14 protein-coding genes are annotated in these 16949 nt (G+C 59.6%); 3 read left to right on the forward strand and 11 right to left on the reverse strand.

The window, feature by feature from the left end; genetic code table 11:
• Nucleotides 1-17: 17 nt before the first annotated feature.
• A complete protein-coding gene (gene cobM / locus R6X40_RS11000) occupies nt 18-782 on the forward strand; it encodes a precorrin-4 C(11)-methyltransferase (RefSeq protein ID WP_318413474.1) in 765 nt (254 codons plus the stop codon).
• A gap of 6 nt (nt 783-788) precedes the next feature.
• On the opposite strand, the gene mnhG is transcribed toward cobM, so the two are convergent.
• The 6 genes from mnhG to R6X40_RS11030 are packed head-to-tail and all read right to left on the reverse strand — an operon-like array spanning nt 789 to nt 6830.
• Complete coding sequence (mnhG, locus tag R6X40_RS11005; RefSeq protein WP_318413476.1) at nt 789-1169, reverse strand: monovalent cation/H(+) antiporter subunit G; 381 nt, start codon at nt 1167-1169, stop codon at nt 789-791.
• Entirely contained in the window at nt 1166-1447 is a 282-nt protein-coding gene (locus tag R6X40_RS11010; RefSeq protein ID WP_318413479.1) for a K+/H+ antiporter subunit F, read from the reverse strand. The genes mnhG and R6X40_RS11010 overlap by 4 nt, the downstream gene beginning before the upstream one ends.
• Nucleotides 1444-1932 (reverse strand): Na+/H+ antiporter subunit E, encoded by a 489-nt coding sequence (locus R6X40_RS11015; RefSeq protein WP_318413482.1) that lies wholly within the window; start codon nt 1930-1932, stop codon nt 1444-1446. Before R6X40_RS11015 ends, R6X40_RS11010 begins: the two co-directional genes overlap by 4 nt.
• A gap of 3 nt (nt 1933-1935) precedes the next feature.
• On the reverse strand, nt 1936-3561 hold the full coding sequence (locus tag R6X40_RS11020; RefSeq protein ID WP_318413485.1) for a monovalent cation/H+ antiporter subunit D: 1626 nt from the start codon (nt 3559-3561) through the stop codon (nt 1936-1938).
• Nucleotides 3562-3567: 6 nt separating this feature from the next.
• Nucleotides 3568-3903, reverse strand: coding sequence for a Na+/H+ antiporter subunit C (locus R6X40_RS11025; RefSeq protein WP_060503055.1), 336 nt, complete (start codon nt 3901-3903; stop codon nt 3568-3570).
• The gene (locus R6X40_RS11030) at nt 3903-6830 is read right to left on the reverse strand and encodes a monovalent cation/H+ antiporter subunit A (RefSeq protein ID WP_412178373.1); all 2928 of its coding nucleotides are present in this window, start codon (nt 6828-6830) and stop codon (nt 3903-3905) included. Before R6X40_RS11030 ends, R6X40_RS11025 begins: the two co-directional genes overlap by 1 nt.
• Nucleotides 6831-7218: 388 nt before the next feature.
• Here R6X40_RS11030 and R6X40_RS11035 point away from each other — a divergent pair, with 388 nt between their 5' ends.
• Nucleotides 7219-7932 (forward strand): response regulator, encoded by a 714-nt coding sequence (locus R6X40_RS11035; protein ID WP_318413499.1) that lies wholly within the window; start codon nt 7219-7221, stop codon nt 7930-7932.
• A complete protein-coding gene (locus tag R6X40_RS11040) occupies nt 7933-9192 on the forward strand; it encodes an ATP-binding protein (protein ID WP_318413501.1) in 1260 nt (419 codons plus the stop codon).
• A 273-nt stretch (nt 9193-9465) separates the two neighbouring features.
• On the opposite strand, the gene R6X40_RS11045 is transcribed toward R6X40_RS11040, so the two are convergent.
• The 5 genes from R6X40_RS11045 to R6X40_RS11065 all read right to left on the reverse strand — a co-directional run bounded on the left by R6X40_RS11045 (nt 9466) and on the right by R6X40_RS11065 (nt 16945).
• Entirely contained in the window at nt 9466-10878 is a 1413-nt protein-coding gene (locus R6X40_RS11045; protein ID WP_318413503.1) for an efflux transporter outer membrane subunit, read from the reverse strand.
• Between the two features lie 401 nt (nt 10879-11279).
• Entirely contained in the window at nt 11280-13952 is a 2673-nt protein-coding gene (locus tag R6X40_RS11050) for an EAL domain-containing protein (RefSeq protein ID WP_318413506.1), read from the reverse strand.
• Nucleotides 13953-14052: 100 nt separating this feature from the next.
• On the reverse strand, nt 14053-14241 hold the full coding sequence (locus R6X40_RS11055; RefSeq protein ID WP_318413509.1) for a DUF3008 family protein: 189 nt from the start codon (nt 14239-14241) through the stop codon (nt 14053-14055).
• Between the two features lie 40 nt (nt 14242-14281).
• Entirely contained in the window at nt 14282-15931 is a 1650-nt protein-coding gene (locus R6X40_RS11060; RefSeq protein WP_318413511.1) for a cisplatin damage response ATP-dependent DNA ligase, read from the reverse strand.
• A 3-nt stretch (nt 15932-15934) separates the two neighbouring features.
• Nucleotides 15935-16945, reverse strand: a complete 1011-nt coding sequence (locus R6X40_RS11065) for a ligase-associated DNA damage response exonuclease (protein WP_318414203.1) — start codon at nt 16943-16945, stop codon at nt 15935-15937.
• Between the last annotated feature and the right edge of the window lie 4 nt (nt 16946-16949).

Below are 16949 nucleotides of genomic sequence, written 5' to 3' on the forward strand. Positions count from 1 at the left end.
TTTCAGAAGGAAACAGCATGACCGTTCATTTCATCGGAGCAGGCCCCGGTGCTGCAGACCTGATCACCGTGCGCGGCCGCGATCTCATCGCCCGCTGCCCGGTGTGCCTGTATGCGGGGTCGATCGTCTCACCGGAATTGCTGCAATATTGCCCGGAAGGTGCGCGCATCGTCGATACGGCACCGATGTCGCTGGATGAGATCGAAGCCGAATATGTGAAAGCTGCCGCTGCTGGCCATGATGTGGCGCGGCTGCATTCAGGCGATCTTTCGGTCTGGAGCGCCGTTGCCGAGCAGATCCGCCGGCTGGAGACGCATGGGCTCGATTATACCATGACGCCCGGTGTGCCGGCGTTTGCGGCCGCGGCCGCCACGCTCGGCCGGGAGCTCACCATTCCTGCGGTTGCCCAAAGCCTGGTTCTGACACGTGTTTCCGGCCGGGCATCGCCCATGCCGAATTCGGAAACGCTGGCCGGGTTTGGTGCTACCGGTGCGACATTGGCTATCCATTTGGCAATCCATGCCCTGGGACAGGTGGTCGAGGAACTGACGCCGCTTTACGGCGCGGATTGCCCGGTTGCCATCGTCGTCAAGGCATCCTGGCCGGATGAGCGGGTGCTCCGGGGCACGCTTGCGGATATCGAGGCGCAGGTGGCGGCCGATCCGATCGAGCGGACGGCGTTGATCTTTGTTGGGCGCGGACTGGGCGCCACCGATTTTCGGGAGAGTTCGCTTTATGACGCGGCCTATCAACGGCGGTTCCGCGGTCGCGACGGGCTTTAGGAAGCGTCAGATGTCCATGCCGGATGTGTCCGGTTGATCGCCGGTTGTCTTGCGCGGAACGTCATTCTTGCCTTCGATCCTGTCGCGGTAAAGCGTGGATTGGCCAAGCAGCATCAAGGTTACCGGTGTCGTCAGGATCACGAAGACGATGATCAGGATCTCATGGAAGATCCAGCGGTTCTGCAGCACGGCAAAAGTAATCATCGAGGCGATGGAGATCAGGATCGTGCCGGCACTGGCGCCGAGCGTCGGTGCATGCAGGCGGCCATAGAAGCTCTTCAACCGGATCAGCCCCATCGAGCCGATCAGGGTGATAGCCGACCCGAGCAGAAGAAGAATGCAGACCGGGATCGCCGCCCAGATTGGAAGGTCGGTCAGGTGGCTCATTCGATTACCTCGCCGCGCATCAGGAACTTGGCAAAGGCGATCGACGACACGAAGCCAAGCAGGGCAATGATCAGCGCCGCTTCGAAATAGATCGAATTGGCGGTACGGATCCCGAATGTCAGCAAAAGCAGCATGGCGTTGATATAGAGCGCGTCGAGACCGAGGATGCGGTCCTGAGCGCGTGGCCCCCGGGCCATCCGGAACAGTGCGCACCCCATGGCCAGTCCCAAAAGAATCTGGGATGCCAGGATCGACCAGATGATGAAGAGCTCGTTCATTCGAATATCTCCTTCAACGGGGTCTCGTAGCGGCGTTTGATCAAGTCTGACCAAGCAGCGCCGTTTTCCAGATCCAGAACGTGGATGAGCAGGACGCCTGTCTGACGATCGAATTCGAGCCAGGCGGTGCCGGGCGTCGCCGTCAGAATACAGGCGAGCAGCGCCAGCGCATTCTCGTCGCGCAGGCTGATGTCGATTGCCACGAAGCCGGAATTCGCTGGCCGTTTTCCGGCGCGCAGGATCACGCCCATCACGGCGATGTTGGAGCGAACCACATCGACGGCCACATGTCCGGCCAGCACGGCGATGCGCCCGACGTTCTTCAGCCGCGTCTTGTCGGGCTGGAGATTGACCATGGCCCAGGCAAACGCGATGCTAAGCATTGAACCGAGCACGATCTGGCCGGGCGACAGCGACTGGTTGATCAACAGCCACAGCATCAAAAGGGCCAGCGACAGCAGCGGATAGGGGAACCAGTAGCGCATGGTCTATTCTCCCGCCGCCGGGCCGCCGCGCGGAGCTGACATCACGCGCCCGATATAGTTCTGCGGTTCACCCAGCGCTTTTGCCGTCGCGTCCATGTAGCGCATGACGGGTCCGGCCTGAAAGCTCAGGAAGACGCACGCTGCCAGAAGCAGCAAAACGGGTGTGATCTCGATCAGGAACACGCGCGGGATTGTACCTTCGATTGATGTCCAGAAGGTGCGGATGCCGACACGGTTCATGGCGATCATGGCTGCAAGGCCGGAGAGGATCAGCAGGGCGGTGTAGGTCCATTCGGCGCCGGAGACCGGAGCATCGCCGCCAAAGCTGCTGGGATTGAACAACCCGTGCAGCATGGCGAATTTGGCGAGGAACCCTGAGAGGGGCGGCAGGCCGGAGAGCAGGATGGCGCAGGCGCAGAAGCACAGGCCGAGCACTGCCATGGTGCCGGGCACGGCGACCCCGCCTTCCTTTTCCGCCTCGTTCTCGTCGACATCGCCATAGGCTTCCATCGTCACGGCCAGAACGTCAGCGCCGGCATCGCGGGCGCGTTCCACCAGTTCGATCAGCAGGAAGAAGGCGCAGATCGTCAGCGTCGAGCTGACGAGATAAAACAGCGCGCCGCCGATGACGGCGCCATTACCAAGGCCGATTGCGGCCATCAGCGTGCCGGAGGAGACCAGTACGCAATAGCCGGCCAGCCGGCCCATCGCCTGCGAGGCCAACACGCCGATCGCGCCGAAGCCGATTGTGAGAAGGCCGCCGTAAAGCAGAACCGATTGTCCGAAGCCGGAGGATGCTCCTGCATCGCTGCCAAACATCAGCATCGACAGGCGAAGAAGAATATAGACGCCGACCTTGGTGAGGATGGCAAACATGGCAGCGACCGGCGGGGTCGCAGCGGAATAGGTGGCGGGCAGCCAGAAGCCGAGTGGCCACATGCCGGCCTTGACCAGAAAGGCGATGCCGAGAAGGGCAGCACCCGCTTCCATGAGCATGCGGCTCTCCGGCCCGATCGTCGTGATCCGCATCGCGAGATCTGCCATGTTCAGCGTGCCGGTCGCGCCATAGATCAGGCTGACGCCGATCAGGAACAGTGACGAAGCCGCCAGGTTGACGGCGATATAATGCAGGCCTGCCTTGACCCTCATCGGTCCTGAGCCGTGCAGCAGCAGCCCGTAAGACGCCGCCAGCATCATTTCAAAGAAGACGAACAGATTGAACAGGTCGCCGGTCAGGAAGGCGCCGTTCAGCCCCGCCAGCATCATCAGGAACAGCGAGTGAAAATGGTAGCCGGACCGATGCCATTTCGCCATCGAGAACACCTGCGTCGCCATCGCCAAAAGCCCCGTTAGCACCAGCATCAGGGCTGACAAGCGGTCAAGCACGAGAACGATGCCGAAGGGGGCCGGCCAGTTTCCAAGCAGATAGACGCTGGCACCCGATTCGCCCTCTCCCGAGGAGGCTGCCATCTGCATCAACAAAATGCTGATGATGAAAACCACGACAGTCGACGAGAAGGCGATCACGCCCTTCAGCGTCCGATTTCGTTCGTCGACGGGAATGAGGGCAGCTGCCGTGATAATCGGCAGCAGGATCGGCAGGATGATCAGATGGTGAAGCCAATTCATGCCGCGCTACTCCCTGCCGTCCACATGGTCGGTGCCGGTGAAGCCGCGAGAGGCGAGGAGAACGACGAGAAACAGCGCCGTCATGGCAAAGCCGATGACGATGGCCGTGAGAACCAGTGCCTGGGGAATGGGATCCGTATGGGTCAAAAGCCCGCCCACACCACCTGGTTCCAGAACCGGCGGCGCGTTGACCCTGAGCCGCCCCATGCCGAAGATGAACAGATTGACGGCATAGGAGAGCAGCGACAGGCCAATGATGACCTGATAGGTGCGCGGCCGGAACAAAAGCCAGACGCCGGAGGCAGTGAGGACGCCGATGCCTGCGGAGAGAACCAGTTCCATTATGCGTTCTCCTTCGCAGCCAGCTTCGCGGCCCTGATCTGGGCGCGGGGGGCGCGCACTGACTGGTGGGCGAGTGCGATCAGGATCAGCACGGTGGCGCCGAGAACCAGCGAGAACACGCCAAGATCAAACAGGATCGCGCTTGCCAGCGGGATCTTGCCGAGGATCGGCAGCGATACGTATTGCGCATGCGAGGTCAGGAATGGATAGCCAAAGACCCAGGACCCAGCCCCGGTCGCCGTGGCAACCAACAGGCCGATCGACATCCAGCGCAGTGGATGGATCCGCAGCCGTTCCTCGACCCAGCGTGTGCCACCTGCCATGTATTGCAGGATGAAGGCGATAGACATGGCGATGCCGGCTGCGAAGCCGCCGCCCGGCAGGTCATGGCCGCGGAAGAACAGGAAGGCCGCCAGCATACCGATGACGGGGAACATCCACCGCATGATCACCGAGGGAACCAGTAGATATTCGGCAATGCTGTCGCCCTTCTTGCGATCCGGATGATCGTCGTCGAAGGCGTTCTGGACCCGCTGCTGTTCCGGCGCCTCAAGGCTTTCTGTGGCGGGGCGGAAACGCAGGAGCAGCGCGAACACGGTCAATGCGACGATGCAGAGAACGGCGATCTCGCCCAGCGTATCAAAGCCGCGGAAATCGACGAGGATGACGTTGACGACATTGGTGCCGCCGCCTTGGCTATAGGCGCGCTCAAGGAAATAGCTCGAAATTGTCTCGGGCATTTCCCGCGTCATCACCGTGTAGGAGATGAGCATCATGCCAAGGCCTGCGAACACGGCAAAGGCGAGATCGCGCAGGCGGCGCAGGCGTGTGGAGATGGTCATCATCTCCGGATCGTTTGGGTCCTCGATCCGCTTCGGCAGCCAGCGCAGGCCGAGCAGGATAAGAACCGTCGTAACAATCTCGACGAGCAATTGCGTCGCCGCGAGATCCGGTGCTGAAAGCCAGACAAAGGTGACGCAGGTGACAAGGCCGGCGCCACCGAGCAACACGAGCGCCGCGAGTCGGTGGAATTTCGCCTGATAGGCGGCGCCGACGGCACAGACCATGCCGATCAGCCAGAGCAGCGCAAAGGCCGGATCGATGTTGCGCAGCACGATATTGGCCGGTTTGAAACCCTGCGAGAGCAGCGTGACGGCACCTGCGAGGAGGGCGACAGCGACGAGGACCCGCATTTGCGGCTGCAGGCGCCTTGTGCCAGCGCGCATCTCGATCGACCGCGCCCATTTCCAGGACAGGGTCACCAGCACGCGCTCGAAGATGCGTTGGCCCTCCAGGCGGCGGAAGAAGGGCGGCCCCTCGACGCTGGTGGCGAGATAGGGGCGCATGATGAAAAACAGCCCGATACCGCCGATCAACGCGATCAGGCTCATGAACAGCGGCAGGTTCCAGCCGTGCCAGACGGCAAGGCTATAGACCGGTGTCGCGTCGCCCAGCACCGATTGCACAGCCGTGTGCAGGAAAGGGCCGATGGTCAGGGCCGGTATGACGCCGACGACGAGGCACGAGAAGACCAGAAAATAGATAGGCGCCAGCATCCAGTGCGGCGGTTCATGCGGTGTCTTGGGCAGGTCCTGCGGCGGCGGTCCGAAAAAGACGCTGTAGATGAAGCGCAGCGAATAGGTAACCGCAAACATGCTGGCGAGCGTCGCGACATAAGGCGTGATCGTGTCGAGCAGATTGTATTTGTGGGTTTCTATTGCTTCAGCGAAGAACATTTCCTTCGATAGGAAGCCATTCAACAGCGGCACGCCGGCCATCGAGGCGCTGGCAACCATCGCCAGCGTCGCGGTGATCGGCATGTATTTGAACAGCCCGCTCAGCTTGCGCATGTCGCGGGTACCGGTTTCATGGTCGATGATCCCGGCCGCCATGAACAGCGAAGCCTTGAAGGTCGCGTGGTTCATGGTGTGGAAGATCGCAGCGACCGCCGCCAGCGGGCTTCCAAGGCTCAAAAGAACCGTAATCAGGCCGAGATGGCTGATTGTTGAGTAGGCAAGCAGCCCCTTCAGGTCCTGCTGGAAGATCGCGAAATAAGCGCCGAGCAAAAGAGTGCTGAGGCCGGCCAGGCCGACGATCCAGAACCATTGGTCGGTACCCGCCATGACAGGCCAGAGCCGAATCAACAGAAACACGCCGGCTTTGACGAGGGTAGCGGAGTGCAGATAGGCCGATACTGGTGTCGGCGCCGCCATGGCGTGCGGAAGCCAGAAATGGAACGGAAACTGCGCGCTCTTGGTCAGCGCACCGAGCAGGATGAGGATCAGCACAGTCGTATAGAGTGGGTCGTTGCGGATCAGGTTGCCGGAGGCGAGCACGACATCGAGATCGTAGCTGCCGACGATGTGACCGATCAGCATCAAACCGACGAACATGCACAGGCCGCCAGTGCCGGTCACCGTCAAGGCCATACGGGCACCGTCGCGGGCATTGGCATTGTGGTGCCAATAGCCGATCAGAAGGAAGGAGATGATGCTGGTCAGCTCCCAGAAGATCGCCAGCAGAATCAGGTTGCCGGAGAGCACCACGCCGAGCATGGCGCCCATGAAGGCGAGAAACAGCGCGAAGAAGCGCGGCACTGGGTCATTGGCCGACATGTAATATCGGGCGTAGATGACGACGAGCAGGCCGATCGCGGTGACCAGGCTTGCAAACATCCAGGCGAACCCGTCCATGCGCAGCGTGAAATTCAGTCCCAGCTCAGGAAGCCAGTTGACGTCGTAGCGAAGAACCTTGTTTGCGGCGACGATCGGGTAGAGGCCGGCGGATGTGGCGAGGCAAAACAGCGCGATCGAGCCTGAAAGCCAGGCGCTGGCTGTGCCCTTGTGCGCCGGAATACAGATTGCAACAAGGCTCCCCGCGAAAGGCGCAAGAACCAGAATCAGAAGCAATGTCGCTGCGATCTCTATGTGCCCGTTTCCCTCAATCTTTCCGAAATGACAGGACCGCAAGGGGTCCGTGATTGCTGCAGCATTTGTGCGCCACGGCGGTGCTCGAAGCGCACCGCAAAACGGTGCAAGAGCACATTGTTTTTATGTCTGCTTTCGGTTGCCGTGCCAACCCGCAACGGCAATAAAATCGACCGCCTGCGGCAATTCGTTGCCCGGTGTGCTGCGAAACCACAGTGTGATGGCTGATCACCAGGCGCGCCGGTCAATCTGTGTTTGGAAACATCAGGGCGTGATTTTTGTAACGAAATGTAGGATCGATGTGGCGGGAAATATTTCGACACTGAAAACGGCTGATGGCTGGAGTTGCGGCGCGTGCGTTTTACCCTGCTGCTGATATAAACACGGCATGGATACAATACCGCACATTCTTGTCGTCGATGATGATCCCGAGATTCGCCGGCTGCTTGGAAAATACCTTGACGGCCAGGGCTTCCGCATCAGCCTGGCCGGAAGCAAGGGCGAATGCGAGGCCAAGCTGGCTGAGCTGAAGATCGACCTTGTCGTTCTCGATGTCATGCTGCCGGATGGTTCCGGGCTTGATCTCTGCCGCTCATTGCGGGGCAGGATGCCACAACTGTCGATCATCCTCTTGACGGCGCTGAAGGAGGATGTCGACAGGATCATCGGGCTTGAATTCGGCGCCGACGATTACCTTGGAAAACCGTTCAATCCGCGCGAACTCTCTGCCCGTATCCGCGCCGTGCTGCGCCGTGGGCGCGCCGAACCGCCGCCCGCCGGCAGCCGGCAATATGTTTTCGCCAGCTATGTCGCCGATATTGAAAGCCGCACCTTGCTTGCGCCCGATGGCAGCGCTGTCGATCTGACCGGCGGCGAGTTCGAACTGCTGGTGGTTTTCCTCCAGCGTCCGGGGCGTGTCCTGTCACGTGATTCGTTGCTTGATCTGACACAGGGGCGGACAGCTGATCCCTTCGATCGGTCGATCGATATCCTGGTCAGCCGCCTGCGCCGCAAGCTCGGCGACGCCAGCGTCTTTGCCATGCTGAAGACCGTTCGCAACAAGGGCTATCAACTCGCGGTTCCCGTCGAGCGGAGCAACTAGATGCTGTCGCTTCGCACGCGGTTCACGGCACTGCTGATCATATCAGTCGTTCTGGTGCTGGTGATCGCTGCTGTGATCACCGCCTGGCTTCTGCGAAAGCCGCCGGAAGTCATGTATGACCGTGTTCTTGCCGAAAAGGCCGAATTTGCGCTGCTTCTGCTTCGCGCCGATCCCTTGGCCGCGCAGAAACTGCATATTGGAATTCAAGCCAGACCCGCTGACGATCGTATCGATCAGGAGCGGACGGAGAGTATCCTTGCGGAGGGCCGCCGCCAAGGTTACACGGCTGATGTCGTTGTGTTGAAGAGCTTTAATCCGCATCGCTGGGATATCGCCATACGGCTGGACGATGGCCGCTGGGCTTACCTCGATTTCCCCGACCCGACCCCTTTTCCCTATCTGCCGCTGGCGGCCTATCTGGCATTGGTTGCGATCGGCATGACCGGTATTTCGATCTATGTTAGCAACGTGATGATGCGGCCATTGCGCATTCTGGACGAAACGATCGCCAAGATCCGTCCCGATGGCATTATCCCCGAGCTGCCAGAGACCGGACCGATGGAGGTTCGCACCACCGCCAAGACCATCAACCGGCTGGCAACGCGACTCAATGCAGCGGTCTCCAGCCGCATGCGCATGATTGCGGCTGCGGGTCACGACATGCGCACGCCGATGACCCGAATGCGCCTGCGCGCTGAATTTGTCGGTGATGGCGACGACCGGGAGTCCTGGCTAAAAGATCTCGATGAACTCGACCATATCGCCGACAGCGCGATCCGGTTGGTGCGCGAGGAAATCAGCCCTGCGGCACAGGAGAAAGTGTCGCTGGACGTGGTTTTGCGGTCCGTTGCAGAGGAGGTTCGCGAGACAGATTTACCCGTCGAGCAGGGGAAGATTACGCCGGCGCTGGTCAAGGGTGCGCCGTTTGCGCTGAAGCGTGCGTTGCGCAATCTGGTGGTGAATGCCGCGACCCATGGTCTCGGTGCCCGCGTTTCGCTTTCCAGCTATGGCGATGAGGCTGTCCTGACGGTTATGGACAGCGGCCCCGGTATCCCGCAAGACCTGCTTGGCCGTGTGTTCGAGCCGTTCTTTCGCGTCGATCAGGCCCGGCGGCAGCTTGTGCCCGGTGCCGGCCTTGGTCTGGCCATTTCGCAGGAAATCATCGAAAACCATGGCGGTACAATCACCATTGTCAACCGCCGTGAGGGAGGCTTGCTGCAGACCGTGCGCCTGCCGTTGTGCAGGGCGGAGCAGGGATAATTGAATAAGCTGCGTTTCCCGTCGATGCATAAAGCCAAACAGGCTGATGGATTGCCTCGGGCATTGGCGTTGATGCCGCCGATAGGCGCAGGCATGTGCCTTTATTCTTGGACCGCCCCAGCGAATTCCGCCACCAGGTTAACACCGGCTTTTACTCTCCTTGCTCGTCGCCGCTGCGGGAATCAAAAAAGCGCGACCGATTGAGATCGGTCGCGCTTGATTGGTTTTGACGACCCGGCCCGTTGGTCAATGGGCGGGCAGGTTACGTTTGTCCTATTGTCCGATAGCCTGGATGCCAGCGCCACCACCAATGGCGACGTTCAAGCCTACGTAGTTGTTGGACAGGTTACGAATGCTGGCTGCAAGCGCGATGCGTGAGTTCGAAAGGTTGCGTTCGGCGTCGAGAACGTCGAGCAACGATGTCGCACCACCCTTGTAGCTTTCACGCGCCAGGCTCAGGGCCTGCTCATAGGAATCCACGACCTTACGCAGCGCTGCCACGGTCTGGTAATTGTTGCGCAGTCCGACCAGCGCATTTTCGACTTCCTCGATCCCGTTCAGAACGGTCTGTTTCCAGGCGAGATATTGTTGCTGCGCGCCGGACTTGGCGATGTCGACATTGGCCTTCAAGCGTCCGCCACTGAAGATCGGAATGTTCAGGGTTGGGCCAAACGACCATGCGCCGAGGCCGCCGACTGAGGACGCAATCAGGCGTGAACCATTGATCGAACCACTCAGGCTCAGGCTCGGATAGAGTTGCGCTTCGGCAACGCCAATTTGGGCGGTGGCAGCGGCCAGCAGACGTTCCGCTTTACGGATATCGGGGCGGTTACGCACGAGATCGGCGGGAATGCCGATCTTGGTGTTATAGCGCGGTGTGGGCTGGGAAGCGCCGTTTCTCAGGCCCGCTGTGACAGTGGTTGCCGGCAGTCCGAGCAGCGTGGCGATGTGGTTTGCCGCCTGATTGAAGCCGGTCTGGTACCCTGGCAATTCGGCAAGCGTGGTGTTGACCAAGCCTTCGGCCTGAACGACGTCGAGACTGGACGCTGCGCCCGCCGCCTTGATGTCATTGGTGAGCTTCAGCGTTTCGCGCCGTGAGGTCAAGCTCTTCTGCTGCAGCGCATAGGCTTCCTGATTGTAGCGCGCCTCGATGTAGGAGATGGACAGGTCGGACAGGTAAGCAAGGCGTGCAACGTTGACGTCGGCATAGGCGGCATCAAGGGAAGCGTTGGCCGATTCCTTGGCACGTGCGTATTGGCCGAACAGATCGATCAGCCAGGAAGCATCGCCGCCGCCCTGGATCGTCTTTGTTTCGTTGTGATCGCTGCCGGAGTTTTTGCGTAAATAGGAGCCATCCTGGCCAGCGGCGGTTGCTAAGCCGCTTGCATTGATCTGCGGCAAGCCGCCGGATGCTGCGACGATGACATTGGCGCGGGCTTCAATGATACGTTCGATCGACTGCTGAACGTTAAGGTTTTCACCCATGCCCTGGGCGATGAGGCTATTCAGTTTCTTGTCGCGGAAGGCTTCCCACCACGGCTTAAGCGTCACGTCTTCCGCTTCCGCCTTGCCTCCATCCGAGAATTTCGCCGGCACCGCCGCGTTCGGAGATTGATAGTTAGGACCGACAACGCAGCCCGAAAGAAGAACGAGGCTCAAGGGAAAGAGCACTTTAGCAATTTTCATCTGGGTCCCCATCCGGCCCGAGTGGGTCGGTAACAAACGATTCACTTTTTTCGTCTTTAACATTTTCCGCGCCGGTTGCGAGGGAACAATTGCAAAGTTGTGTCCGAAATGGACTATCCCCAGCTTTGGTGTTCCCCAAGTGCCACGGCTTGGACGTTTTGGCGGCAATTTCAAGGGTGCGTTGGAAAATTCTGCGCTGCGATTTATTTCGTTCTTCCGCTGCACGAGCCTGAGATCAGCAACCATCTCAACCCATTAACGAATGCACGTGTCCGGCGTTTGTCGGCGAGATGTCGAATTGTTTCCTAAAACCGAAAAGCCCCGGCATAGTAGGCACGAACATCCTTGTGCGGGGATGTTGCGCAGTGTCTCACTCGGACGGAAAATTCTGAGTTCCGATATCAGGCTGCGAGCCACCGGCGTTCGCGGGCAAAGTTTGCTAGGTCTGTACCGCTCATTGGCCTGGCGAAAGCATAGCCTTGCAGCCCGTGACAACCCAGATCCTTGAGGATTCGGGCGTGTTCCATGGTCTCGACACCCTCCGCGATGACTTCGATGCCGAGCGAAATGCCGATGTCGATGATGGAGGCAACCAGGTGGCGCTGTTTGGTCGAGGTCAGGATCGGGATCACCAACTGTCTGTCGATCTTGAGGCGGCGCGGGGTCAGCTTCAAGAGGCTGACAATGGAGGCGTATCCGGTGCCGAAGTCGTCGATTTCTATGTCGATGCCGAGGTTTTTGATCTGTTCGATATTGGAAAGCACAGTCATGTCGCTTTCGTCAAACGAGATCGACTCCAGCAGCTCAAAGGAGATTTTTCCGCGCGGAATAGCCAATTGATTGAGGCGGTCGATCAGCTTTTCATCGTGCAGGCGATGATAGGAAAGATTGACCGATACTTTTGGAATGTCGATGCCGCTTGCCTCCCAACGCATCGACTGAAACAGCGATTGTTCAAGGATCCGTTGGTCGATCTCGGAGAGGACGTTGATGTCTTCGGCGGTCTTTAGAAACGCGTAGGGTGCCAGCAGCCCCTTGGTCGGATGATCCCAGCGGGCCAGGGCTTCGACGCCGATGATATCGAGCGTGCGGGGGCAGAACTGCGGCTGGAAATGGGCGATGAACTCGTTCTGTTCGAGCCCGCGCAGGATTTCGTCCGCCGTCTGTTTCGTCTTGAAAACCGCTGTCTTCAGGGAATGGGTGAAGAATTCGTAGCGATTGCGTCCACGGCGCTTGGCTTCATAAAGCGCTATATCGGAGTTGATCAGGACCTGGCTGAGTTCTTCCTCCTGCGATTCCTGATGGGCAATGCCGATACTGACGCCTATGCGGCACTCCTGCCCCTTGTAGCGGACCGGTATGCTCATGGCGTCGATGATACGTTGCGCGAGTGCAGTTTCATGGCTCTCATTCTCGCCCTTGCGGGAAATGATGACGAATTCATCTCCGCCGATGCGGCCAACGAAATCGTCGGCGCTGGTATTGGCGCGAAGGATCTGGGCGGCATGCCTAAGGATTTCGTCGCCGGCCGCATGGCCGAGCGTGTCGTTGATTTCCTTGAACCGGTCGAGGTCGATGTGGAAAATGCTGGCAAGGCCGGGCTTTAAGCCGCTGGCGTGTTTTTTTGCAAGAATCTCGTCGAGGTATCGCCGGTTCGGCAGCGCGGTCAATGGATCGTGCAGGGCATTGAATTCCATTCGGTGACGGGCTGCTTCCAGTTCGGCATTGTGAGCCTCGGCTTGCCCTTTGGCGGCTTCGAGCCGCTCGTTCTTTTCAACATCGGCGGTTACATCCCAGTTGACGCCGACGATTTTCTCGGTGCCGCTGGCGCCGATATAGGTCGAGCCGACCGCGCGAACGTGCCGGATGCGGCCACCGGGAAGACGAATGCGAAATTGTGAGACATAGCTAGCCCCGGGCCGCAGAGCGTTGCTGAATTGCTGTTCGGCTTGCTGCAGGTCCTCCGGGTGCAGCGCGTCGCGCCAATCCTCGTAGGCCTCGATCGCATTCTTCGGCAGGCCGTACAATTCTTTCATGCGGTTGTCCCAAAGGAGCTTGCCCGAGGAGATGTCGAGTTCCCAAATGCCGATCTGCGAGGCATCGAGCGCTATCCTCAACCGATGGGACAGTTCCTGAAGCTGGTCCTTGTTGTTCTCAAGAACTTGAATATTGCGTCTGCGTTCCTCGATCAGCCGCCCGCTGATGAACATCGGCACGAGGATGAAAAGAGCGCCGATGAGGATGAGGGTACGGATCTGCCAGGCGTTTGGAGGCGTATCGGCCCAGCCGCCTTTCGGCACGGCGCTTATCACCCAAGATCCGCCCGGCAAAAAGAGGCTGACCTCGACAGGATCAGCTGCCTTGATGTCTCTATCGCCATAAAACAATGCGCCGTCCTCGCCCAAGCCATCACGGCCGGAAATCGCCACGTCTATATCAAGTCCGGGCGAGAAAAGTCCGCTGTCCTGATATAGCCGCTCAACGTCGATGACTGCGGAGACGACACCCCAATACCGGTTCGATTCGCCGCCATGGGGGATCGTTACTGGAAAGCGGCCGATAAGGCCCTGGCCGCCCTGAATGAGATCAAGGGGGCCAGCCAGGATCATCTTGCCGAGTTCGCGAACCTTGAGTGCTGCTGCGCGCTGATTGTCGTTCTTGCGATAGTCGAGGCCCAGAACCTTCTCGTTGCCCTCGAGCGGGTAGACGAGGGAGACGATCAGGTTGGGGGCGGCCGCAATATTGCGCAAACGCGAACGCTCATTGAAGATGTTGCGGGCCAGATCGGAGAACCGCTTCTGATCCATGCCCGGTTCCGTGGAAATTGCAGCGATCAGTCCGCGCACCAACTGAATGTCGCCGTTGATGTTGGCCTCAAGCTTCGAGCGGATCGGATTGAGCTCCGCGATAACCGCCGCCCGCATTCTTGCCGCGTGCACCGCGCGGTTCTGTTGCTCTGCAAACAAGCCAGCTGCGATCACCACCAACAGCGCAACATAGGTAGGAAGGTAGTTCGGCTTGAGAAACCGAACTATTGTTGATTTTCTGAGCGCATTCGACAGTTCGGAAAACACGGAATCTCCAAAGCTGTTCACTATTCGACAGCAATTGGGCCGGATTGTCGCAAGGGCGTCTTAACAAGATGTGCTTTAGAGCCCCGTCAATTCTAGTGCTTTATTCGGATTCCTTCTTCTTCGGCAGTTGTTTGCCGTCGGTTTCCGCAAGCTCCTTCAGCTCTTTTTCGGACATGGATTTCTCCATGTTTTTGGAAGCGCCTTTGAGTGCCGATTTTTTCGTGTCGCCGCGTTTGGCGGACAGGGCAGCGCCAGCCGCCTTTTGCTGGGCCTGGGATTTTGCGGGCATCGTCTTTCTCCTTGGTCGGATGCCATTTAACAATTGTTGGTTAGATTGGTTCCGCACCGCTGGCCAAATTGCCATCGGCCGTAGCTATCATTGCCAGCAAGGTCTCCAGCCGATCGACATCGCGCGGCAGCTTGTCGGTTCGCAGCCGCGATATGCGCGGAAAGCGCATGGCAACACCGGATTTGTGGCGGCTGGAGAAATTGATGCCCTCGAATGCCACTTCGACCACAAAACCATGATCGGCTTCGGCCCGGATCGAGCGCACTGGGCCGAACCGTTCGATGGTATTGTTTCGCACGTAGCGATCCAGCACTTCAAGCTCCGCGTCGGTAAAGCCGAAATAGGCCTTGCCGACGGGCACCAGAACGTCCTTGCCATCGTTTTGGGCCCAGACCCCAAAGGTGAAGTCGGAATAGTAGCTTGATCGTTTGCCGTGGCCGCGCTGGGCATACATCAGCACCGCATCGACATTGTAGGGTTCGCGTTTCCACTTGAACCAGGGGCCCTTCGAGCGCCCGGATGTGTAGGGCGAATCGAGGCGCTTCAGCATGATGCCCTCGATCACCGGATCCGGCGGCTCTTTCCGCAGGCGGTCGAGTTCTTCCCAGCTTGAGAATGGCACGAGCGGCGAGAGATCGAAATGCGCGGGGGCTGCCTTTTCGATCAGCGCGGTAAGCGCATTGCGCCGGGTCAGGAAGGTTTCAGGACGCATGTCGCGCCCGCCCGAAAACAACAGGTCGTAGCCACGGATGAAGGCTGGATATTCTTCCAGCATTTTGCGTGTCACGGTCTTGCGGTTCAGCCGTTGCTGCAGATCGGAAAATGTCCGCGTCGCGCGGTTGGTACGCATGGTGCCGCCGACCAGAAGCTCGCCGTCGATGACGCCTTCGAAATCGGCCGCTTCGAGGATATCCGGAAAGGTACCGGAAATGTCGTCGCCGCTGCGGGAGTAAAGCCGCCGCGTCCCGTCAAGATTGGCAAGCTGGACGCGAATGCCGTCCCATTTCCATTCGGCGGCAAAATCCTTTGGATCGAGCGAGGCGAGATCATTATCGCCCACCGGCGTCGCCAGCATCACCGCGTGAAAAACGGCCGGCATGTCCAGCTTGGGCTTGTCAGCCTTTCCATCGAGCCATTGGAACAGGGAAACATAGGGTGGCGACAGGCCATGCCAGAGCGTTTCGATCTCGGTGATATCGGCACTGCCCATATCGGCAAGCGCCTGTTTCACCAGCCGCGCCGAGACGCCGATGCGTAAGCCGCCGGTGATCAGCTTCAGGAAGGCAAACCGGCTTGACCCTTCGAGCTGATCAAGCAGGTCGCGCACCAGGCCATGGACATTGGACCGCCCAGCGGTTTCCAACTGCTGCATGACGGCCCCGAGCGACAGGTCGCCGGTCGTTGTTTGGCGCTCTGCCGGCGGCTCCCAGACAAGCGAGATCGTTTCGGCGAGGTCGCCGACGTAATCGTAGGAATAGCGGAACAGGACCTCGTCCATCCGCTCCAGCACCAGTTGCCTCAGCACGTTCGGTTTTACGGCCTTGAGCGTCAGCGTGCCGGCAATGGCGGCCAGAGCGTAGCCGCGATCCGGGTCGGGGGCGTCGCGGAAGTAATCCGTCATCAGCTTGATCTTGGCGTTGCGTTGCGGTGTGAGGACCAACCGGTCGAGCAGTTCGGCGAAGGGGCGCATCGGTTATTCTCCTTCGTCGTCGTAGCCGACCAGATGCAGCGGCCGTGCCGCGATCCCTTGCAGCTCACACCAGCGCACCAGAGCTTCTTCGCGACCATGGGTCACCCAGACCTCGCCGGGCTTGATCTCGTTGATCGTCTGGATCAGTTCCGGCCAGTCGCAATGATCCGAGATGATCATCGGCAGTTCGACGCCGCGCTGCTTGGCGCGCTGGCGTACCAGCATCCAGCCGGAGGCAAAGATCGGAATGGGATCGGGAAAACGCCTGGCCCATTTGTCGGCAAAGGCGGACGGTGGACCGACGACAACGGCACCAGCGAAGGATTGCTTGTCTTTCGCATCAATCGTGGCGGGGCGAAGATCACCCAGTTCGATGCCTTCGCTTTCATAATAGTCGCAGAGCCTTGACAAGGCGCCGTGAATGAAGATCGGCGCGTCGTAACCGGCTTCGCGCATCAAGGCGATGATCCGCTGAGCCTTGCCAAGAGCATAGGCGCCGACCAGATGGGCGCGTTCGGGAAACTGACCGAGCGAGGTCAGCAGCTTGGCAACCTCGCCGCGATCATCGGGATGGTGAAACACCGGCAGGCCGAATGTTGCCTCGGTAATGAAGACATCGCAGGGCACCGGCTCGAAGGGGCGGCAGGTGGGATCACGGCGGCGTTTGTAATCGCCGGAGACGACGATGCGGATGCCGTTGGCTTCGACGGCGATCTGCGCCGAGCCCAGAACATGGCCGGCCGGATGAAAGCTGACGGTGACATCGCCGATCGAGGTGCGGGCACCCAGTATGGCCTCCTGCGTGCTGGTGCAGAAGGCATCGCCATAACGGATACGCATGATATCGAGCGTCTCGCGCGTCGCCATCACATGCGTGTGGCCGGCGCGGGCGTGATCGGCGTGGCCATGCGTAATCAATGCCCGTTCGACGGGCTGGACGGGATCGATGTAGAAGCCGCCCTTCTCGCAAAAGAGACCCCTGGGCGTCGGGTAGAGTAGCGTTTCCGGTTTCATGGAA

Origin of the sequence: Rhizobium sp. PL01, assembly GCF_033447125.1 — a bacterium.
In the GTDB taxonomy this organism is placed as follows: Bacteria; Pseudomonadota; Alphaproteobacteria; order Rhizobiales; family Rhizobiaceae; genus Pararhizobium.